Origin of the sequence: Campylobacter showae, assembly GCF_900699785.1 — a bacterium.
GTDB lineage: Bacteria > Campylobacterota > Campylobacteria > Campylobacterales > Campylobacteraceae > Campylobacter_A > Campylobacter_A showae_D.
This window is the reverse complement of sequence record NZ_LR535679.1, coordinates 1054848-1074356: the sequence shown is the minus strand read 5'-3', so window position 1 is coordinate 1074356 and position 19509 is coordinate 1054848. Positions and strand designations below refer to the sequence as shown.

The 19509-nt window shown below is 43.2% G+C and carries 19 protein-coding genes; 9 read left to right on the top strand and 10 right to left on the bottom strand.

The features are described 5' to 3' along the window. Positions 1–18 precede the first annotated feature (18 nt). Genes E4V70_RS05320 through nrfD form a run of 4 tightly spaced genes read left to right on the top strand, consistent with a single transcriptional unit; the run spans position 19 to position 4411 of the window. Positions 19–2310 carry a molybdopterin-containing oxidoreductase family protein gene (locus tag E4V70_RS05320; RefSeq protein WP_122863380.1) on the top strand — a complete coding sequence of 764 codons (2292 nt, stop codon included), beginning with the start codon at positions 19–21 and terminating at the stop codon, positions 2308–2310. Between the two features lies 1 nt (position 2311). Then, a complete protein-coding gene (locus E4V70_RS05315) occupies positions 2312–2863 on the top strand; it encodes a 4Fe-4S dicluster domain-containing protein (RefSeq protein WP_122863381.1) in 552 nt (183 codons plus the stop codon). Between the two features lie 10 nt (positions 2864–2873). Further along, positions 2874–3521 carry a TorD/DmsD family molecular chaperone gene (locus E4V70_RS05310; protein ID WP_122863382.1) on the top strand — a complete coding sequence of 216 codons (648 nt, stop codon included), beginning with the start codon at positions 2874–2876 and terminating at the stop codon, positions 3519–3521. Between the two features lie 2 nt (positions 3522–3523). Continuing rightward, positions 3524–4411, top strand: coding sequence for an NrfD/PsrC family molybdoenzyme membrane anchor subunit (nrfD, locus tag E4V70_RS05305; RefSeq protein ID WP_122863383.1), 888 nt, complete (start codon positions 3524–3526; stop codon positions 4409–4411). Positions 4412–4565: 154 nt separating this feature from the next. Here nrfD and E4V70_RS05300 read toward each other — a convergent pair whose 3' ends face one another. The 6 genes from E4V70_RS05300 to E4V70_RS05280 form a co-directional block, all read right to left on the bottom strand. Next, positions 4566–6320 (bottom strand): ATP-dependent nuclease, encoded by a 1755-nt coding sequence (locus tag E4V70_RS05300; protein WP_122863384.1) that lies wholly within the window; start codon positions 6318–6320, stop codon positions 4566–4568. A 472-nt stretch (positions 6321–6792) separates the two neighbouring features. Further along, on the bottom strand, positions 6793–7680 hold the full coding sequence (locus tag E4V70_RS05295; RefSeq protein ID WP_122863385.1) for a hypothetical protein: 888 nt from the start codon (positions 7678–7680) through the stop codon (positions 6793–6795). An 8-nt stretch (positions 7681–7688) separates the two neighbouring features. Then, the gene (locus tag E4V70_RS05290) at positions 7689–8426 is read right to left on the bottom strand and encodes a disulfide bond formation protein B (RefSeq protein WP_122863386.1); all 738 of its coding nucleotides are present in this window, start codon (positions 8424–8426) and stop codon (positions 7689–7691) included. Positions 8427–8435: 9 nt separating this feature from the next. After that, complete coding sequence (locus E4V70_RS10725) at positions 8436–8603, bottom strand: hypothetical protein (RefSeq protein ID WP_163026478.1); 168 nt, start codon at positions 8601–8603, stop codon at positions 8436–8438. Between the two features lie 326 nt (positions 8604–8929). Further along, complete coding sequence (locus E4V70_RS05285) at positions 8930–10555, bottom strand: hypothetical protein (protein WP_134482483.1); 1626 nt, start codon at positions 10553–10555, stop codon at positions 8930–8932. Positions 10556–10585: 30 nt separating this feature from the next. Continuing rightward, a complete protein-coding gene (locus E4V70_RS05280; RefSeq protein WP_122863388.1) occupies positions 10586–10816 on the bottom strand; it encodes a helix-turn-helix transcriptional regulator in 231 nt (76 codons plus the stop codon). Between the two features lie 420 nt (positions 10817–11236). Here E4V70_RS05280 and E4V70_RS05275 point away from each other — a divergent pair, with 420 nt between their 5' ends. Then, on the top strand, positions 11237–11560 hold the full coding sequence (locus E4V70_RS05275) for a type II toxin-antitoxin system RelE/ParE family toxin (RefSeq protein ID WP_197730461.1): 324 nt from the start codon (positions 11237–11239) through the stop codon (positions 11558–11560). After that, positions 11553–11834: a helix-turn-helix domain-containing protein gene (locus tag E4V70_RS05270; protein WP_103641294.1), complete on the top strand. Its 282-nt coding sequence runs from the start codon at positions 11553–11555 to the stop codon at positions 11832–11834. Before E4V70_RS05275 ends, E4V70_RS05270 begins: the two co-directional genes overlap by 8 nt. Before the next feature lie 83 nt (positions 11835–11917). Here E4V70_RS05270 and E4V70_RS05265 read toward each other — a convergent pair whose 3' ends face one another. Next, positions 11918–13036, bottom strand: a complete 1119-nt coding sequence (locus E4V70_RS05265) for a tyrosine-type recombinase/integrase (protein ID WP_122863389.1) — start codon at positions 13034–13036, stop codon at positions 11918–11920. Positions 13037–13492: 456 nt separating this feature from the next. Between E4V70_RS05265 and E4V70_RS05260 the strand changes: the two genes are divergently transcribed. Next, positions 13493–14332: a DUF364 domain-containing protein gene (locus E4V70_RS05260; RefSeq protein ID WP_122863390.1), complete on the top strand. Its 840-nt coding sequence runs from the start codon at positions 13493–13495 to the stop codon at positions 14330–14332. Positions 14333–14374: 42 nt separating this feature from the next. Continuing rightward, entirely contained in the window at positions 14375–14527 is a 153-nt protein-coding gene (locus tag E4V70_RS10720; RefSeq protein WP_163026479.1) for a hypothetical protein, read from the top strand. 45 nt (positions 14528–14572) lie between these two features. Here E4V70_RS10720 and E4V70_RS05255 read toward each other — a convergent pair whose 3' ends face one another. The 3 genes from E4V70_RS05255 to E4V70_RS05245 form a co-directional block, all read right to left on the bottom strand. Next, entirely contained in the window at positions 14573–16033 is a 1461-nt protein-coding gene (locus E4V70_RS05255; RefSeq protein ID WP_122863391.1) for an aldehyde dehydrogenase family protein, read from the bottom strand. A gap of 682 nt (positions 16034–16715) precedes the next feature. Then, complete coding sequence (gene bcp / locus E4V70_RS05250) at positions 16716–17213, bottom strand: thioredoxin-dependent thiol peroxidase (protein WP_122863392.1); 498 nt, start codon at positions 17211–17213, stop codon at positions 16716–16718. Then, positions 17210–17413, bottom strand: coding sequence for a tautomerase family protein (locus E4V70_RS05245; protein WP_002949321.1), 204 nt, complete (start codon positions 17411–17413; stop codon positions 17210–17212). The genes bcp and E4V70_RS05245 overlap by 4 nt, the downstream gene beginning before the upstream one ends. A gap of 201 nt (positions 17414–17614) precedes the next feature. Between E4V70_RS05245 and E4V70_RS05240 the strand changes: the two genes are divergently transcribed. After that, positions 17615–19387, top strand: coding sequence for an aryl-sulfate sulfotransferase (locus E4V70_RS05240; protein ID WP_122863394.1), 1773 nt, complete (start codon positions 17615–17617; stop codon positions 19385–19387). The last annotated feature ends 122 nt before the right edge of the window (positions 19388–19509 follow it).

The window sequence follows — 19509 nt, the reverse complement described above, 5'->3', positions numbered from 1 at the left end:
CACATTTAAGGAGAAGAGATGCAAAGACGTTCTTTCTTAAAAGGCGCGGGAGCGACTCTGGCTACGGCGGGAGCCTCTCCAAGCCTATTTGGTATGGAGCAGTTTGAGGTGGATTTTAAACCGAAATCCTATAAAAACGAACAGGGCGTAGAGTATCACTACCTCACCTGTCCTAGAAACTGCCGCGACGCCTGTTCGATGATCGCAGAGATCAAAGACGGTAAGATGGTTAGCATCAAAGGCGATCCGAAGCACCCTCTAACGCAAGGCACGGTCTGCGTCAAAGGACATACCTACGCGATGCACCTATACAACGCCGATCGTATAATGTATCCGATGAAGCGCGTCGGTAAAAAGTGCGAGGGTAAATGGGAGCGCATCAGCTGGGATCAAGCGCTAAAAGAGATAGCCGCCAAGCTTACCGAGATCAAGGCAAAATACGGCGGCGAGGCACTGACGGAATTTGTCTATTCGGGCAACGAAGGGCATATCTCAAAGACTATTTCGTCTGGAAATTTCTTTGAAAAATACGGCGCTACGAGGCTTGTGCGCAATCCATGCGACTGGCCGCGCTATGCGGGCACGCCGAGCGTCATCGGCACGGACTTTTCAAAAGACGCGCTGGAAGTCGATGAGAGCGATATGTATATCAGCTGGGGCTCAAACGAAGCCTATACGGCGGTGCACTGGATCAGATTTGCCCACCGCGTCAAAAAACGAGGCGGCAAGATCATCGTCATAAATACGATCAGAATTCCGCTCGCAAACCAAGCCGATATGTTTATCCAACTAAAGCCTTCAAGCGATCCTGCGTTTTGTCTAGCGGTGTGTAAGGTGCTGATAGAGGAGGATCTCTACGATCACGAATTTGTAGAAAAATATACGATGGGCTTTGACGAGCTGGTTAAAGAGTGTAGCCTCTACACCTATGGCGAGCTAAGCGATATGTGCGGCGCAAGCGTCGATCAGATCAAGGTTTTTGCGCGAGAATACGCTCATGCTAAAGCGCCCGCCATTATGCACGGCGACGGCGGGCAAAGGCACTTTAACGGCGCAAGGCTCGTGCGAGCGGTTACTTTCTTGCCGGTACTTACGGGTTGCCTTACAAAACTTGGCGGCGGATTATTCTGGGCTTACGTGCACGTAAAGGGCTGCTTTAACTTCGATAACTGCATGCCAGATCTTTCGCCGAAAGACGCGGAAGGCAAAAAGATAGAGCGCCAGCAAATAAGCTATATAGAATTTGGCAAAGGCATTCAAAAGGAAAATCCGACCTATCTAGGTAAGCCGATAAATACGGTAATTCGAGCCTGTATCAACTATAACTCAAATTTGATGGTAACGGCGCCCAATACGAATTTAATCAAAAAACGCGTGATGGACGACGATTTTTTCTTGGTAGTCATCGATCCTTACGATACCGACACCTGCGATTACGCTGACTACGTATTGCCGGGCGTTACCTTTATGGAGAGCGAAGATATTCAAAACGATCAAATTTCGGGCTACGTCTGCTACAACGCCCAAAGCGTCAAGCCGCTGGGCGAAGCCAAGACGAATTTGGAATTTTTTAACGCTCTAGCCAAGGCGATGGGATATAAAGAGGAGTGCTTTGATTGGGATAGCGAGACGGTTTGCAGGAGGTTTTTGGATACGGAATTTGCCAAAAAGCAAAATATCACCTACGAAAAGCTAAAGAGCGTAGGCTGGATTAAGCCGTTTAGGACTCCTGAGACGATGAAAGATCAGTTTCCTTACTACCCTTATGCGCCGAAGGACAAGCTTGTATTCGGTACTAAAAGCGGCAAGTGCGAGCTCTACTCTGAGACATTCAAAGAGGCAGGTTATCATCCAGTGATCGATCTTGATGACGATTGGGATTATTACCGAGCACATAAGAGTTTCGGCGACGGTTATCTCAAAAAATATCCGCTTTATTTTATGACGCCTGGCACGCAGCTTCAGGATAACTCAAACTGGGGCAATATGCCTTACATCCTAAAACGCGTCATAGTAAAGGGCAACGCTGAGCTATTTATGACGCGCGAGGATATGCTGGCGCGCGGCATCAAAGAGGGCGATACGGTTGAAGCCACGAACGAAAAGGGCACGGCGATATTTACGGCGGTTGAAACCAATCAGATGCAGCCGGGCATCGTCTATGCATGGAACAATATCTGGGTTAAGGTTACCAAGTCTCGCACGGGAGCAAATATCCTTTGCTCGGACGGAGTGAGTGATTTAGGCAACGGATCGACCTATACTGCAAGCTTTTGTGAAGTAAAAAAAGCTGCAAAACAGGAGGCATAAAATGAAACGAAAACAAGGATTTTTATTTGATTATAACTTTTGTATAGGTTGTAAGGCGTGTGAAATTTCATGTCAGGTCTATCATAACCAAGACCCTGACATCAACTGGCGCCATGTTGATATGATGCTCATCCATGAAGATGAGATTGAAAAAGAAATTTTCATCTCGCATTCGTGCCACCATTGCGAAGAGCCTGCATGTATGGACGTTTGTCCCGTGGGAGCTTACATTAAGCTCGAAAATGGCGTAGTTCAGCCGCTACACGATAAATGCATCGGCTGCGGATATTGCCTAGTTGCCTGTCCTTATGGCTCTATAACTAAAGGTAAAGACGGCAAAGCGCAAAAGTGCAATCTCTGCGCCGAGAAGCTCGAGCGTGGCGAGGAGCCTGCGTGCGTGGCGGGCTGTCCTTGTGACGTGCTAAAGCTAGTTGATAGCGACGTGAGCGATAGCGCGGGGATGGAGAAGGAGATGCCGGGCTTTAAGCGATTTTTTACGAAGCCAAACATCCGCTTCTATCCTCGCATGAAGCGTAACGAGTTTATCCACTAAGGATAAAAAGATGCGTAATTTAAAGCAGAGCCTTTGCATTGAGGACTTTTTGAGGCAGGTATTTTTGGTGCCGCTTACCGGTGAAAATTTGAACGAGCTTTTAAATTTGACGCAGGATTTCGCGCCTAAGCTTAAAGAGCATAAATTTATCCTCGAATTTGCCAAATGCAAAAGCGAGCCAAGCTTAATCGATGAAATTCGCTACGAATTCAATAGGCTCTTCGTAGGTCCTAAGCGCCCCAAAGCCGAGCCTTACGAGTCGGTGTATTTCGACTATCAAACGATGTTTGGGGCAAAGACGATGCAGGTGCGAAGCTTTTATGAAGGCTCAGGGCTAAAACTCGAGGATGCGCAGCTTGATAAATTCCCCGACGATTTCATCGGGTACGAGCTGCAATATCTTTATTTTCTAAGTTTTAGCGCGTTAAAGGCGGAGGATGAGGCTAAATTTAACGAATTTTTTCGTAAAAAGGCGGAATTTATCGCCGCTCATCCGTCGCAGTGGTTTTGCAAATTTGCCGCTCGTTGCGATGAGCATGCAAATTTAGATGTTTGGAAGAGCTTCGGGGGCTTTTTAAATCTCTACTTAAATAGCGAGATGGACGCGCTTAAAAGCGCGCTGAAAGATCCCGAAATTTTTGAAAATTTAAAGGAATGACGATGGTACAGACGACTTGGGGATGGCTCATAGTCATCTATCTATTTTTGGGCGGTTTAGGCGCCGGGGCGTTTTTATGCTCGGCTTTGGCTTACAAGGGCTTTTTGGGTTCATTAAACGAGAGATTTTATAAATTCGGCTTTCTGCTAGCACCCGTAGCGGTGATAATAGGAACCGCGCTTTTGCTATTTGACTTGGCGCCGAGCGCTGCGATAAGTCCTCTTAAAATTTTGCAGCTCTATACGCGTCCGGTTTCGATGATGAGCATAGGTACGTATCTGCTTACGTTTTTCATCGTAGTCAGCGTTTTGGTGCTTTTGCAGATCAAAAAGAGCGGTAAAATTTGCGACATGATGCTCACGCTCGGAGCCATTCTGGCGCTTGGAGTGATGGGATATACGGGGCTACTGCTTTACGTCGTAAAGGCGATCCCGCTTTGGGCTAGCGTGTGGCTACCGATTTTATTTACGATCTCTGCGATTTCTACGGGGCTTAGCGCAAACGCCGCCGCGACGCTAAATGCGGGCTACGGTCTTAGCCACTGCGCGCATAAATTTCACGTTGCGCTCGTCGTGCTTGAGATCGTCGCCGTGCTGGCGCTGTTTGCGAGCGTGCGAGGCGAAGCTGCGGGCATGGCTAGCATAACCAAGATAGTCTCAGGCTCGCTAGCGCCGATGTTTTGGATAGGTTTTGTTATTTTGGGGCTTACTATGCCGCTGCTCGGCGGAAGCAAATTTATGCTTCGCGGCTGCTCTGTCGGCGCGGACGGCAGCGTCTGCGCTCGCGGCAATGAAGAGATAAAAAGCTGCGTCTATAACGAATACGGCGTACTCATAGGCGGCTTTTGCCTAAGAGCCTTTATCGTGCTTGGCGCGGTTTATATATTTTAGTTTCTCCCTTTTCCTAATACTTGGGTCGGATGAAAGTCCGACCTTTTTAAATTTAGCTTTAAAATGCAATTTTAGATGGATTGCTAAAAGCAACGTAGCATTAAGCGACTCTTGATTTTAAATAGGCCACCTGAAAATTATTGATAAGCTATTTTTATTTATAAATTACTCTAATTTTTTCAGCGAAACTTTCTGATATATGGAACTCACTAGATTTAATATGTTTTAACGCTTGAAATGGCTTACCTGATTTGCCGCAATTATATCCAAGCTCCTGCTCAATATCGTTTACAAGCTCTACAGATAAGCCTAGTTCATTATTTATTTCATCTAAAATTGCTTTGGTTGCAGAATCTGCCGCACCTATTGCTTGCTCTGATTTATTTTCTTGATGATCTTTGTCATATACCGAAACGTATGGAATCTTAAATTTGTTCATTAACTTAATGTATAAAGGAATATTTTGTTTTGAACCACAATCGATAACAGTATAACTATGCTTAAACACTCCCAACTTATCTGCCAATGCAGGAAGAATCACTTTATCAGTTTGTCCTTCAACTAAAATAACTTTTTCAGCAAAAAATAATTCACCTCTATCTGGATTAATCCAATAAGACAAATTCCATTCATTCTTTTGGTTTCCATCAAATAGATCCTCCTCGCATTGAGTTACTTTACTACCATATTGCTCATTTTCTTTCTTAATAATGTAAATAGATTTATATTTATCAATACTAATAAGATTACTCGAATGCGTACATAAGATGACTTGATTTCCACTAGTAGATAATTCAACAAAACTGTCAAATAAAGATCTTTGTGCTTGTGGATGTAGATATAATTCAGGCTCTTCAAAAATAAAATAGCGAGATTTTGAAACTTTTCGATTTGTTGTTTCAGAATCCTGATTAGATTGCAACTGGCGTTTTGCGATTAACTGAATTAACGCAATTGTTACTGCACGTTGTAAACCATGCCCTTTACGAGCAATATCCGTGCGTGTGCCATCATTAATCCATACTGAAGCATTCGATTTTAGAACAGAATCGATATCTGGAATATTCAATTCAATATCAAAATAAGCATTCCAAGATAATAATTCCTTTGATAATTCATTCTCTAAATCAGATAATTGCTTTGGTCTCTCTGTATTCTCAACTCCATTAATGTATTTACTGAATTTAGAGAATAAATTAGCTAATTGTTGTTTTGTTCCTTGCCAATCTTCATTATGCTGAGACATAGTTTCCACGACTTCTCCCAGTAATTTACCGAAAACGCTGGTATCTTTTGATGCGAAGTCATCCGCAGCATTTTTTATTGCAGGCAAGAAATAAACTTCCCCAAAAATCCCTTTTGCAACAGATTTAAGCCCCATAAAATTTGTTTTTTCCAGTTCGTAGCTAAAAGTTAGATTTTTAATATTTGATTGAATATACTTTTGTTGTGCTTCTATTATCTGTTGTTTACTTAATCTTCCAGCAGGTGGTAAATATTGGTAAAAGGGTAAGCTATTAGCAGTTTCACGACTCGTATAATTTCCTGCATTTTCTTCTTTTAAATAATCTTCCAAACAAGTTTGTATCCATCCTTTGTATTCAAAACTTCCTCCTAAATAAGCTACTTTTCTGACTTTAATTGTTTCTTGCTGGGTTACATATTTCTCAAAAGTTTTCTTGTCTTGATCATCAAGCTCAGAAAACTCAATATCCACAAAAAGATCTTCTGCTCCTTGGGAAAAATCTAAGTCTTGATGTTTAATTTCGCCAAAAAAGAATAGAATAGCTGATAATAAATTAGATTTACCATGATTATTTTGTCCAATAATAATCATCAAATCTTGTGCCGTAACTTTAAGCTCTTTAATAGAGCGCCAATTTTTTATTTCAAGTGTTTTAATTTTCATATTTACTCCTCAATTTCAAATTATACAAACACTATCTCCCTCATTATGTCCCACCAACATATCCTATTTTTCTGAATAACTGGAGGAATGGCAAATTTCCGTCAACTAGCAAACTTTGCTGCGCCCGCTAAATTTAGGCCCCAGAACAATAGCATCTCTTGGGAAAGTTTATTTTGACATCGTCTTTTGGGATTTTTATAGTCTTTTTAACACCTGCTTTTTTGTCCGCGTTTAGCGCTCGGGCAATCTCGCCTGTTTTCATCAGCTCCAAGTTTAGTGGCAGTTTTAGAATTTGTTCTTTCGTTTTGCCTCTTTTGGGTTAAATTTACTGTGACATTATAGCGAATGGGGTCTTAAGAGTTTAGTAAAAAGAAAAACATCAAAAATTGCTTTATAGTTTTTGGTGAGTATGTGAATATAAATTTGACAGAGAGTAAAAATAAGATTTAAGCCGCCAAAGACGGCTTAAATTTCACCTCTCAAAAACGAAAATTTTATTCACTCCGTTTTCTCTCGTCGCGACGTAAAATTTGCCGTCCTTGATAGCTAGCGCATGCGCGTCGTTTGCGCCTTCAAAGCTATAAACCTCTGCGATCTTTCTGCTGTGCGGATCTAGTTTTAGGATGCTTGAGTATTGCTTTGAAAGCAGATAAACAAACTCGCCCTGCGCGTCCATGCCCGTGACGTAGTAGTCGCTTACGTCTCTGCCTTCTTTTACGCCGAGGGTCTCGTCAAAGCTAGGCACGAACTCGCTCGAGAGCAGATTATCGGCGTCACTAAAGCTCGCCACGCTCCAGCTTTGCTTGATGTCATCGGGCACGCTCGCGATGAAAAACTCGCCGTAAAAGTCCGAGTGATCCCAGCTTAGGATATACTGCTGTTTGGCACGCACGGTGGAATAGCGGTCTTTGAAATCAAGCGTGAAATTTTGGTACCCATCGTGCAGATAGCGCCACGCTTTGTTCGCTTCCTCTTTGCTTTGATTGGGCGCCGGTTTAAAAAACTCGTAGGTTTTGTTGTAGCTCATCGCGCCGATCGAGTCTTTAAAAAAGCTCGCAGCGACGGTGTCTTCCATCTGGATGATCCAATCGGGCGTGCTTCGCAGATAGCTTTTTACGGTTTTTAGCTCGTCATCCATCTCGTAAAGCTCAAATTTGAGCGTACCGACCAAAAAGCTTTTGCTCGCTTCGTCGTAGTCAAGCCCGGCGACGGGATTATCGTTTTTCAAATTTAGCGTTATCTCGCCGCTTTTACGAAGCGGAGTCAAATTTGTCACGGCGCCGTCCGCGGGATTTAGATTAAATTCGCCGCCGAATGCCAGCGCGGCGCACAATAGGGTTAAATTTAGAAATTTTTTCATCTTCGGCCTCACTTCGGTAAATTCGGTAGTTTTGGATTCCAGCTTTCGCGGAAATCTATTTCGGTCTCCTCCCAGTGGTCAAGCTCCCAAAACCACTTGCTAGGATCGATGCTCATGCGAGAGGGCGTCGCAGAGGCCAGATACGGAGGCGGGCCTGCGGTGACGAAGGCTTGCACGCAGTTAAAAGCCATGATGATCGCAAAGGCCGCCACAGCGACTTTGCCTAGCGCAAATTTGGGCAAAACCGCGCCGTAAGCGCCATCTTCGCTTTTTTGCATTATTTTGCCTACGTTTTTGCCCAGTAGCAAAATCACGCCCAAAAATATAATGACGCAAAAATGTACTACCACGACCCAAAACTGCGTGTGTGCGCCTAAAATTTCAAGCCCGAAGCCCTGCTTTATGTCGAGGTAGCCGCCGCCCGTGCCGTCTAGACTGTAATGTAAAAAGCCGTCGTAAAGCCCGAGGCACGCTAGAAAGAGGATCGCGGCGAGGTATTTGACCTTAAAGCCGTATCTAACAATAACTAGCGCCATAAACGATATGGCGACCATGCAAAATCTCTCGTGCCAGCACATGATGCAGGGGCTGTCTCCCATACCAAAGCCCAAAATAAGGCACGCTATGCCTACGGGCAGGGCGATGAGGGCGAGTGCTGCGAAGGCGAAAAGATTAAAAAATAGCCTCTCGTCGTCGCCCCAGCTAGGCAAATTTTCGGAGCCGTTTGCGAAATTTTGATTTTCCATCGCTCGCTCCTAAAAATTTCCCATCGGCACGACGGCAAATTTATTCACCCATGCCATCATAATGACGAGTATCGCGATACCCGCAATACCAAAGCCCATAACCGCGCGCTTTTTCTCAGGCTTAAACCATAGAAAAAGGCTTGCGACGAAAAACATCGAAACCATAAGAAATTCCATGTTTTCTCCTTCGTTTTGAAATTTAATTATCATTAAGAAATATACTACTTTATTTATCAATATAATATTAAAATATACTTTTTTATAGCTATAAAAGTATTTTTTATTATATTAATATGCCAATAAAATAAATATTTTGTAATAAAATATTTATATTTAAGTTTATATTAAATATTTAATAATTTCTTGACGGGCTGTTTTTAAAGATATTTGCACACTGCACTGCATTATTTGATTTTTAAAAATTTGAATCCGATTACGCCCAACAATACCAGCATTTAGTAGCAATATTATTTGAGATATTTTTGCACAGACTTAGCGGTTTTTTACTCCATCCCAATCCCCATATCCCTTCTTTCAAAAACCTCTCCTTTTATCTCTGAAGCATTGTCGTCGATAAACTCCTTGATGACGGGAATTTTATTCACTACGCTCTTAAAGAAATTTATCACTTTTCTTTTAAATTCATTAAGAGCTGTATTTTCTTGCTTTAAAGTATCATTTTCTTTGGTTAAGCGCTCATTGTTTTCTTCTAATGTAGCTTTATCATGCCAGGCTTTGCTTAGCTCCATGGTTAGTTTATTTTTTTCTCCTTCAAGCTCATCTATTAGGATGTCTTGTTTTTCTTGCTCTTTAATTTGTTTTTGCAGCTCGGTTTTTTCTTGCTTCATCATCTCTATTTGGTCGTTTAAGTATAAATTTGTTCCCTTTACATCTTTTAGTTTTTCTAGATCCTCTTTATCTTTCTTGGCCTGAATTATAATTTCTTCATTATTTGATATCGTATTTTCAAGATCAACCATCAAAGCATCTTTTTGCTCCGACAATTGTTTTAATGCTTTAATTTCGTTTTGCTGAGATACGATAGCGTCTTTGTCGGCAAACATTGCATTTTGCTCTTTGAGTTCTAAATTTTCTTTAAGCAAGAACTCTTTACTAGTTTCTAGCTCTTTATTTTTGGATAGTATTTCGCCTTTATCCATTAAGTGCCTAGTTAATTCGTTGATTTGATCCAGCAAGAAAGATTCTTGAACAATTGTCGTATTTTCTTTGGTTTTTTCAAATACCATATCCGTTATCTTACTTATTAATTTAGCGGCATTTTCTGTTTCTAGCCTGTAATACTCAGAGCCGAACATAAAAGGTTTTTGTTTAGTGAAAAGTCCTTGTAGATTTTCTACTACGAGCTTTCTTATGGATCCTTTGAACTCTTGCAAGTCGTTAAATTCTTGCTCAATTTTGTGCATTAATTTTAATTTTCTATGGACTGCATTGCTACCCCTAAGGCCTCTGACGGCGATATGACTAAAGGTGTCAGCGCTCATATCTTGCAACTCTTTGCCGTATTCAGACATCTCTTTTTTCTTTCTCCTAATGCAAGCATGATTAATGCAGTCGTAATTTGTAAAAAAAATATGCCAATGTTTTGTTTTTTCATCGTTGTGCTCGGCGGCAGCGATACATTCCACGCCGTATTTTTTGCAATATTCATTAATAAAAGTCATAACGTTATGTGTAATTTCTAGACCGCTAATGAAGTCTGATTCCTCTTTATTTAGCCCTTCTTTTTTCTCTTTTGGTCTTTGTGTTCCAAAAACTATCAAAACTTCGGTAAATGGGGTCATTTTTTTCTGCCATGCGCGTTTTTTAGATTTTCCGTTCTTGTCGGTTATGTATTGATTTTCATAGTCTCCCTTGAATTTTAATAGTTGTTTATTTATCATTCCTTTTATTTCCTGATGTGTCAAATTTCCTGAATATGATAGCTCTTGAAGGACACCGAAATTATTTTGTATAAAATACTTATTGTCTTTTGCGCTACCTCTTAAGTATTTTAGTTTTTTGGTCTGCTTTGCTTCCCTTAAAATATGCGCCATCCTGCCGACGGCCTTTTGGGAATTTAAATTGTCAGATAAAGCACTAACGACTATTTCATAACCGTTTATTTTCATGCGAAAACCCTGCAAATTACATAAACGCGATTAAATGAGCTCGGTATCTAAAACGCATGAGCTTTGATCTGTGCCTACTTCGTGTTTTGCAATCCATTTTTCTATCTTTTCTCGATCATAAAGAACTTTTCTGCCGCCGAGCTTTATGTATGGCAATATGCCTTTTGATCTCCAAATGGATTGAGCGTCAATGCCAATGCTAAAAAGGGCTTCAAATTCTACTGGCGTTATAAACTTTTTTTCACAAGGATTTATTTGCATTTTTTACCTTTTTAATTTTTTATCCGATTTTAGCCGGCATTTCTGCCGGAGTCAATATAAAAACGTATTTAGAAAATGGTGCCCTATACATCGGTATTTGCTAGGCATTTTTGACAAAATATTTTATTTCTATTTTTTTGATTAAGCTGTTTTTAATTAAAATTACTATATGAAATAAATAAAGACGCGGCGTAGTATTGGTAGCGGAATAAAATTTTTTTTGAAATTTTGGAAAAATTTAATTTTCCTAAACAAAAAATAAACCAATTTGGTTTAAATAAGGCAGGTTAAAAAATAGTAAAGTTTTAGATTTTTAAAACTGATTGCAATACTGCAATATAACAACTTAAAAAAGCGCATAAAAACTTTTCCAAAGAAACTTAATATCTTTTATGATATAATCAGCCCAAAGGATAAAGTTTGTGGGAAATTACATTTTTAGATGACCGAGTAGCTGAAGAATTTAAAGCCCTACCTCCTAAAATTTCCGCTAACATGACCCATATATTTAAGCTCTTACGTCTTTACGGCAATCAAGTCGGTGAGCCGCAAACTAAAAGCCTAGGCGACGGGCTTTTTGAGATAAGGGCTAAGGGCGCGGAGGGTATAGGCAGAGGAATATTTTGCTATATGACCGGTAGGCGCATTTATATATTGCACGTGTTTGTAAAGAAAGGTGACAGGATACCTCAAAAAGAGCTAGATATCGCCAAAAATAGATTAAAGGAGTTAAAAAATGCCTGAAGTAAAATTTGACGACGTATTTAATGAGATGATGAAAAATGATGAATTTAGAGCTGAATACGAAGCCTTGATGCCTGAATACGAACTAAAAAGCGAGTTGATAAAAGCTAGAATAAAAAGCGGACTGACGCAGTCGCAGCTAGCGGAGAGGATGGGTATGAAACAGTCCAATCTAGCTAGACTAGAAAGCGCAAGCGGAGATTTTAAATTTCAGACAATAATCAAATACGCAAAAGCATTGGGACTAAAGCAGCTAAATATCGCACTGAACTAACAAAAAAGGCGAGGTCAAAATTTGCCTCGCGCAAACACAATTTATAAACTAAGAAGCGGGCGATACTGGCTTTAACTTGAAGGCTATTTCTGCCCTAATCTTTTAGTAGCTACTAAATTTTCTATCACTTGCGAACTTTTTTGAGTCGCCTTATAGGTATCGACGCCAAGATAGTGTTGCAGAGTTGCCAGTTCTTCGTGCAATAAGGTGCCCGACATCGTATGGATATCCGCGCTAGCTTCCGCAAGAGTACCGACCACTATATCTCTCGCCATATGCAGGTGAAAATTTTCAACACCCGAAAGTTCTCTGATTTTTTTAACTTGTCTGTCTAGATTAACTATCGTCTCGCCGCTTACGGGGCTGGCAAACACTAGCTCGGCTACCCTCGGTATCTCTTGTAGCTTGGATGCTATAAAATTTGGGATGGCTACGATATAGTCGTTAGAGTTTTTTGTCCTCTCTAAAAGCATAGTGTTGTTGCTGAAATTTATGTTTTTCCATTTTAGGTTTAAAATTTCGGACTTTCGCCTGCCCGTAAAAATCAGGGCAAAAAGCGTCCAATAAAAAACGTCGTCGGCGTAAAGTTCATCAATGGCTGAAAATAAATTTCTGAGCTTATTCGAGCAATTGATGACTTTTGATTTTTTCTCGATCTTGTCCAACTTTAAACCAAACGTTGGCTCGAAAGCTAGAGCCCTATGAATAAGCGCGTACTTAAACATAGGGCGTAAAATTTCTTTTATCGTTTTGTTGTATGTTTTTGGCGATAGTCCCTTGTTTCGCATGGAGTTGTAAAAAATTTGAATATGGTCAAGCGTTACCTTTTCTATTGCCAGCGAGCCTAGAGAGCTATTTTTGATGTGATTGTTAAACATCGCCGCTAGCCCGGTCGTAGCTTTGGTTTTTGCTCTGGTTTCCATATATAAATCCCAAAGCTGTTTAACTTTGATGTTTGGCTGGATTCTAGAAACATTAGATGCCGCCATATCTTTGCCTTTTGCCCACTCCGCAAAAACTGCCATAGCTTCTTGTAAATATTCCCGCCCGGTCCATTTTTCTCTTACGGCTATTTCTACTACCTTAGTGGCTCGCCTTCCGTCGCTACTTCTTTTTCTGAATAAAAACTTATTCGTATGATTTTTACTCACGTAGATATTTGGAACTTTCGTCTTTTTATATTCGCTTAGACTGATTGACATTTGAGTCCTTTTTAAAATCCTTTGCGCCGCTTTGGGTAACCCACTGGGTAACCCATTTGGCGATAGGATTATAATTCTAAAAAAGTTATAATCAGCTTAAAATATCGTATTTTAGGACTATATAAACTTATATAATCCTTAATAAATCTGCGGCGTATTTTTTCAAGTCCTTTCATCCGCACCATCCAAATACTATTTTTAAAATCCAAACTTCTTTCTAAAAAAAGACAATTATTTTTATAACCTCTTTATAGCTGTATATGGCAAGATATTTTTTAAACGTTCAAGGTTTTGCTCAGAGTTCAAATTGTATTTAGTTTTTTAGCATTAAAATTTGACTAAATTTACGCCGCAGCGTGCCGTATATTTCAGATATGATATGGATTAATAAAATTTCAAATAGTTTGCTGTAAAATTTCCGTAAATTTGCCACCTATATCAGCAAAGGAGCCTATCATGGGTCAAATTTTAAGCGATACCCTAAGTCAAATTTATGAAAATTTAGGCGACGAAATAGAAAACTTAAGCGTGCAGCGCGTAGTGGTCGGGCTATTTTTCACTGGCGTAAAGCTAAGTAACGGAGTTTGCGGCGTGAGCTACACTCCGTTAAAGTCCTTTCCGCAGGCCGTTTGTTGCCCGTCACAAGCTATGGTAATGCCAAATTCCGGCAATATTTGCGGCAAAAATGTAAAAACTCTTTTAAAAGATCTATCTAGCGAGAGTCCTATTAAAAAAACCATCGCCGTAGCCGCCCTAAACACACTTTCGCAGACGTGCTACGAACGCTCGGCTAGTCCGTATGCGACTAAATTTAGGGCCGATCCTTTTGAAGAGCTAGCTATCAAGCGCGGCTCGTTTAGCGTGATCGTGGGCGCGCTGGTGCCTTACATCAAATTTATGATGAAAAACGGCCTTGATTTTCGTATCTTGGAGCTTGATAAGAGCGCGCTAAAAGACGATGAGCTTAAGTATTTTATTCCGCAAGAAGAGGCTGCAGATGCGATCAGGGCGGCCGATAATCTCATCATAACCGGCGTCACGCTGCTAAACGACACACTGGAGGATATCCTGAGCCTAAAAAAGAGCGGTGCCGACGCCATCGTCGTCGGTCCGACCGTCTCGATGTCGCCCAAGGCGCTTTTTGATAGAGGCGTGAGCTGCGCTGGCGGTATTTATACTACGCGCGCGGATGAGCTTTTAGACGTGATCGCGCAGGCCGGCTCGGGGTATCATTTTTTCGGCAAATTTGCGGAGAAATTCGTGATGAAACGCGAGAGTCAGCACTCTAAAATTTAGAAATTTAGCGACACGAATACACAAGGCTAAATTTGGCCAAATTTGACGATTATTTTTGGCCTAGAGGGCGATTTTATTTCGGTGCAAAATAGGCGACTTGGCATTAAATTTGTGCTTTGCACGGATAAAATCGGTTCTAAATTTATGCAAATTTACGAGAGTTTCGTCAAATTCAAAAAGTCAAAAAATATGTAAAAGGCCGAGCAAAGCGCCCGACCTAAAGTTGCATTAAGCGAAATTCTAATAAAACGAACTAACCTTGCCCGTCAAATTTACCATGATATTTTTCATCTGAGTGTAGTGCTCAAGGATGATTTTGTGCGTTTCGCGGCCGATGCCCGAGCTCTTGTAGCCGCCGAACGGGCTGCCCGCCGGGATCTGGTTGTAGCAGTTTATCCACACTCGGCCCGTCTCCATCGCGCGAGCGGTGCGGATAGCGCGAGTGATGTCCTGCGTGAAGACGCCGCCGCCCAGGCCGTATTCGCTGTCGTTTACCATCTTGATGAGCTCGTCCTCGTTTTTAAATTTGATCACGACGCCTACCGGGCCGAAAATCTCCTCTCTGGCTACGCGCATATCGTTGCTCACGTCCACTAGCAGCGTCGGCTCGACGAAGCTATCGCCCGCAGCCGCGAGTTTGCCTCCGACGGCGATTTTAGCGCCTTCTTTGACGCCGATATTGATGTACTCGACGATTTTGGCGGCTTGTTTGGCGTTAATTTGAGAGCCCATTTGCGTCTTTGGATCGAGCGGATCGCCGACTTTTAGATTTTTAAATTTCTCCACAGCCGCGGCGATAAATTTGTCGTAAATTTTCTCCTCGACAAATATCCTACTGCCCGCGCAGCAAACTTGCCCTTGGTTAAACAAAATACCCATCTGAACGCCGTCTAGAGCCAGATCAAAGTCCGCGTCGGCGTAGATGATGTTGGCTGATTTGCCGCCTAGCTCGAGCGTTGCCGGGATGATTTTTTCGGCCGCCGAGATAGCGATCTCGCGTCCGATCTCGGTTGAGCCGGTAAATGCGATCTTGTCGATGCCGCTATGCTTTTGTAAAAACGCTCCGGCGCCGCTGCCTTTGCCCGTGATTACGTTTACGACGCCTTTTGGCAGCACGTCTTTGATGAGGCGCATTAGCTCGAGCACGCTCAGGCTCGTTTCAGACGACGGCTTTAGCACGCTCGTGTCGCCGGCTGCGATGACGGGAGCTAGCTTCCACGCCGCCATCAAAAACGGGAAATTCCACGGCACGATCTGCGCTACGACGCCGATAGGCTCGCGTAAGATTAGCGAGAGGTGCTTTTCTTCGAGCACGTTTGCGCTACCTTCTTCGCCCTGGATCACGCCGGCAAAGTACCTAAAATGCTCCGCCGCGTACGGCACGTCCACGTTTAGCGTCTCGCGGATAGGCTTGCCGTTGTCCATCGTCTCGACTGCGGCTAAAAAGTCTTTGTTTGCGTCGATTATATCGGCGATTTTGAGCAAAATTCTGCTTCGCTCGCTCACCGTGCTATGGCGAAACGTCTTAAACGCTTCGCGCGCGGCCTTGACCGCGGCGTCCACATCCTCTTTACTCGCGTCCGCGATCGCGGCTAGCTTTTTGCCGGTGGCGGGATCAAAGGTATCTAGCGTCTTGCCGCTGCTTGCGGGGACGAATTTTCCGTTTATAAAAAGGCCGTATTTTTCTTGTAACTTAACCATTTTTTCTCCTTGAAAGATTATTTAATAACTGAAATATTACTCCTCCATTATAAATATTTTGATAATTAGAAAATAATCGTTATCAAAAATTTGAGCGGAAATTTGACGGGATTTTAGGTTAAATTTGCGGGGAATATTTTAAATTTGACGCACCGAGACCCGCGCCTTTAAGGCGCTAAATTTGGTTTGATTAAATTTAGCGCTGTGCATTAAATTTAATCTTTCTTGTTAAAGGGGGTTGTGCTTAAATTACGCTTTGCTTTGCAGTTGTGAAGCGTAGCTGAAGCAAAAGAGCTCCCTTTTTCTTTTTTTGGGAGAGGAAGGGGGATTCTACTTACGAAGCGTCGCCCCTTCCTCTCCCAAGCCCTCTCTAACCCCACTGCACGTGAGAAGTTGCTGCACTACGTGCAGGTTTATATGGTGTTACTGCGCCACACATTTTAAATTTACGGCAGAGTTAAATTTAACGCCGTCAAGTTGCGGGTTTCGGCGACTCAAATTTGGACGTAAAAAAGCTAAGGCAAAGTATCGTGAGATGATTTTAAATGTTTTGAAGTAAATTTCGTCCCAAGACTAGACATGTAGTCTGTCGCAGGGCGAAATTTACGTTCTGCTTACAGTTGCGAGTGCAGCGAAGCAAAAATCATTTAAAAGCGCTCGCGAGACAAGCCGCCAAGCAAATTTATTTAACTAGATCGGCCAAAACCTTTGCCGCATGCTCCTTTGCCTTCACGCTCTTATACACCTTCGCGACTTTGCCGTCCTTGCCGATCACAAAGGTCGAGCGCGCGATACCCAGATACTCTTTGCCGTAGTTTTTTTTCACCTGCCAGACGCCGTAGAGTTTGGCGACTTCGTGCGCGGGGTCGCTTAGCAGGATGTGTTTTAGGCTCTGTTTTTGCGCAAAGCCCGCGTGTGACTTGACGCTATCGGGGCTTACTCCCACGATCACGGTGTCTTTAGCGATAAAATCGTCGTAAAGCGCGCTAAATTCGCATGCTTCGGTCGTGCAGCCCGGAGTGTTGTCCTTTGGGTAAAAATACAGCACGACGTTTTTACCGACGAAGTCTTTTAGGCTGACGCTTACGCCGTCGGCGTTTTCTAGGCTAAACTCGGGCGCCGTATCGCCCGCTACTAGCGTGATTTTTCGTTCCAAATCCTCTTTAGAAAATTCGCTCATTTTTGCTCCTTTCTAATCTCCTCAAGCGTCTTGCCGCCCGAGCCTATCGAGCTTGCGTCGTATGTCTCGATATAGATTTGCACTCGCTCGCGATTTTTGCCCAGCACGCGCACCATGGTGTCGGTCATCTCCTCGACCAGCTTTTGCTTTTGCTCTTTTGTCGGCTCCGGGCCTGCCATTTTTACGTTTATGAAAGGCATTTTTTCTCCTTAAATTTGATAAATTCGGGCTAATTATATCAAAATTTGACCCGTTATCCGGCTCGCTCTCGTTTTAAAATTTAAGCCTTTTTATTAAAATATAGCTTTAAATTTGATATTTAAGTAAAATTTAAAGCTAGTATGATTATTATGTGATTTGGTAGTAGTAAAATTAGCTAAATTTACCCAAAAGGAGCGAATATGCGTAAGAGTTTTTTCGGTTCTATCGTTTTGGCTGCGGCCTTAGCGGGCGGCGCGTTTATAGCGGTGCCGCAGACGGCGAGCGCTGCGGTGCTAGCGCATCAGGTGAAGGTGCAGGGCGAGCTTGGTTCGGTGTTTATTAACCCCTACGACGTGGCGCCTCTGACCGCTATCATCGATCGCGCCGGCAAGGATATCAAGGATATCCACGTGCGGGTTCTGGGCAAACCTGGCGGCGGTATCGACATCGCCTATAACGTCTCCGAGCATGCGCTGCTGACGCATGACGGCGTGCCGATCTGGGGACTTTATCCCGACTATCTAAACGAGGTCGAAGTAAGCTACGTTTTTAACGGCGAAAAGAAGGTCGAAAAGTATAAAATTTACGCCCAGCCGATCGTGACGTATAGCCGCGATTATAGATTTAGCCAAATGCAAAAGATGAAGGTCAAAAAGGTCGATCCTGCGTTTAAAAACAGGCTCTATCTCATCAACAACACGATCACGAGCGTTTATAAGCCGCTTGACTGGAAAAACGGCGGTGCCGCTAGCTGGAACGACTTCACCGAAAATTTCGTCGTCGATACGCAGGGCGAGGTCAGATGGTATCTGGACTATCAGAAATTTTACGACCGCAGCGAGCGCAGAGTGATGGACGGCGGCATGATGATGGGCTTTCATCAGCTGCCAAACGGCGATCTGAGCTGGGGTATGGCGCAGCGATATATGCGCTACGATATGATGGGCAAGGAGGTGTATAATCGCGAGCTGCCGCGCGGCTACATCGATCTTAGCCACGAAGTAATGCCGCTAAAAAATGATCACTTACTGCTTCGCGTCGGTAAGTACAACTACCACCACGCAGATGGCAGGCTCTCGCACACGATCAGAGATCATATCATCGAAGTGGACGGCAGCGGCAAGGTCGTGGACGAGTGGGATCTGAATGAAATTTTCGGCAAAAACGTCTACCGCAGCAACCTCATCAAGGCTCTTGACGCTCGCGCCGTGTGCCTAAATATCGACATGGACGCCAAAGAGATCAAAATCAGCGACGATCTGCCATTCGGCGACGTGACCTCGACCGGCACGGGACGCAACTGGGCGCACGTAAACTCGATCTCGCACGATCCTAGCGACGACGGCATCATCCTCTCGCTTCGCCACCAAGGCATCGTTAAGATCGGCCGCGACAAAAAGGTAAAATGGATCCTAGCAAGTCCTGAGGGCTGGAGTGCGGACTTTAAAGAAAAAGTGCTAGTGCCCGTGGATAAAAACGGCAACAAAATCAAATGCGAAAACTCAAAATGCGAGGGCGATTTCGACTGGTCGTGGACGCAGCACACCGCGTGGCTCACTCCGCGCTATGATAACAAGGGCTCTGTAAAGCACATCAGCGTATTTGACAACGGCGACGGCCGAGGCATGGAGCAGCCTGCGCTAAAAGAGGAAAAATACTCTCGCGCAGTCGAGTACAAGATCGACGAGAAAAAGGGCACCGTCGAGCAGACGTGGGAGTTTGGCAAGGAGCGCGGATTTGACTTCTATAGCGCGGTTACTAGCATCGTGGAGTGGCAAAAGGATAAAAGCACGTACTTCATCTCAAGCTCGAACGTCTATCTGTTAAAGCCCGATAAGACGATCAAAATGGTGCTCGTGGAGATCGATCCGAAGAGCAACGACGTCAAATTTGAGATGGACGTGGAGTCGGCGTCTAGAGACGACGTAGCCTACCGCGCGATGGTGATCGATCCGAATATCTTTAACTATTAAATTTAGCCTTTTCCGGTTTAGTTTTTCTAGCCGCCGTCAAAATCGGGCGCGCGGCTGGATTTGGGATTTTGCGGCGAGTAAAATTTGAGAGAAAATTCGGCTCGCCGCTTTGTTTAAATTTA

Excerpts from the sequence above, each read along its gene's own strand:
- E4V70_RS05320 (WP_122863380.1), top strand. The coding sequence starts at position 19 with ATGCAAAGACGTTCTTTCTTAAAAGGCGCGGGAGCGACTCTGGCTACG.
- E4V70_RS05315 (WP_122863381.1), top strand. The coding sequence starts at position 2,312 with ATGAAACGAAAACAAGGATTTTTATTTGATTATAACTTTTGTATAGGT.
- E4V70_RS05310 (WP_122863382.1), top strand. The coding sequence starts at position 2,874 with ATGCGTAATTTAAAGCAGAGCCTTTGCATTGAGGACTTTTTGAGGCAG.
- nrfD (WP_122863383.1), top strand. The coding sequence starts at position 3,524 with ATGGTACAGACGACTTGGGGATGGCTCATAGTCATCTATCTATTTTTG.
- E4V70_RS05300 (WP_122863384.1), bottom strand. The coding sequence starts at position 6,320 with ATGAAAATTAAAACACTTGAAATAAAAAATTGGCGCTCTATTAAAGAG.
- E4V70_RS05295 (WP_122863385.1), bottom strand. The coding sequence starts at position 7,680 with ATGAAAAAATTTCTAAATTTAACCCTATTGTGCGCCGCGCTGGCATTC.
- E4V70_RS05290 (WP_122863386.1), bottom strand. The coding sequence starts at position 8,426 with ATGGAAAATCAAAATTTCGCAAACGGCTCCGAAAATTTGCCTAGCTGG.
- E4V70_RS10725 (WP_163026478.1), bottom strand. The coding sequence starts at position 8,603 with ATGGAATTTCTTATGGTTTCGATGTTTTTCGTCGCAAGCCTTTTTCTA.
- E4V70_RS05285 (WP_134482483.1), bottom strand. The coding sequence starts at position 10,555 with ATGAAAATAAACGGTTATGAAATAGTCGTTAGTGCTTTATCTGACAAT.
- E4V70_RS05280 (WP_122863388.1), bottom strand. The coding sequence starts at position 10,816 with ATGCAAATAAATCCTTGTGAAAAAAAGTTTATAACGCCAGTAGAATTT.
- E4V70_RS05270 (WP_103641294.1), top strand. The coding sequence starts at position 11,553 with ATGCCTGAAGTAAAATTTGACGACGTATTTAATGAGATGATGAAAAAT.
- E4V70_RS05265 (WP_122863389.1), bottom strand. The coding sequence starts at position 13,036 with ATGTCAATCAGTCTAAGCGAATATAAAAAGACGAAAGTTCCAAATATC.
- E4V70_RS05260 (WP_122863390.1), top strand. The coding sequence starts at position 13,493 with ATGGGTCAAATTTTAAGCGATACCCTAAGTCAAATTTATGAAAATTTA.
- E4V70_RS05255 (WP_122863391.1), bottom strand. The coding sequence starts at position 16,033 with ATGGTTAAGTTACAAGAAAAATACGGCCTTTTTATAAACGGAAAATTC.
- bcp (WP_122863392.1), bottom strand. The coding sequence starts at position 17,213 with ATGAGCGAATTTTCTAAAGAGGATTTGGAACGAAAAATCACGCTAGTA.
- E4V70_RS05245 (WP_002949321.1), bottom strand. The coding sequence starts at position 17,413 with ATGCCTTTCATAAACGTAAAAATGGCAGGCCCGGAGCCGACAAAAGAG.
- E4V70_RS05240 (WP_122863394.1), top strand. The coding sequence starts at position 17,615 with ATGCGTAAGAGTTTTTTCGGTTCTATCGTTTTGGCTGCGGCCTTAGCG.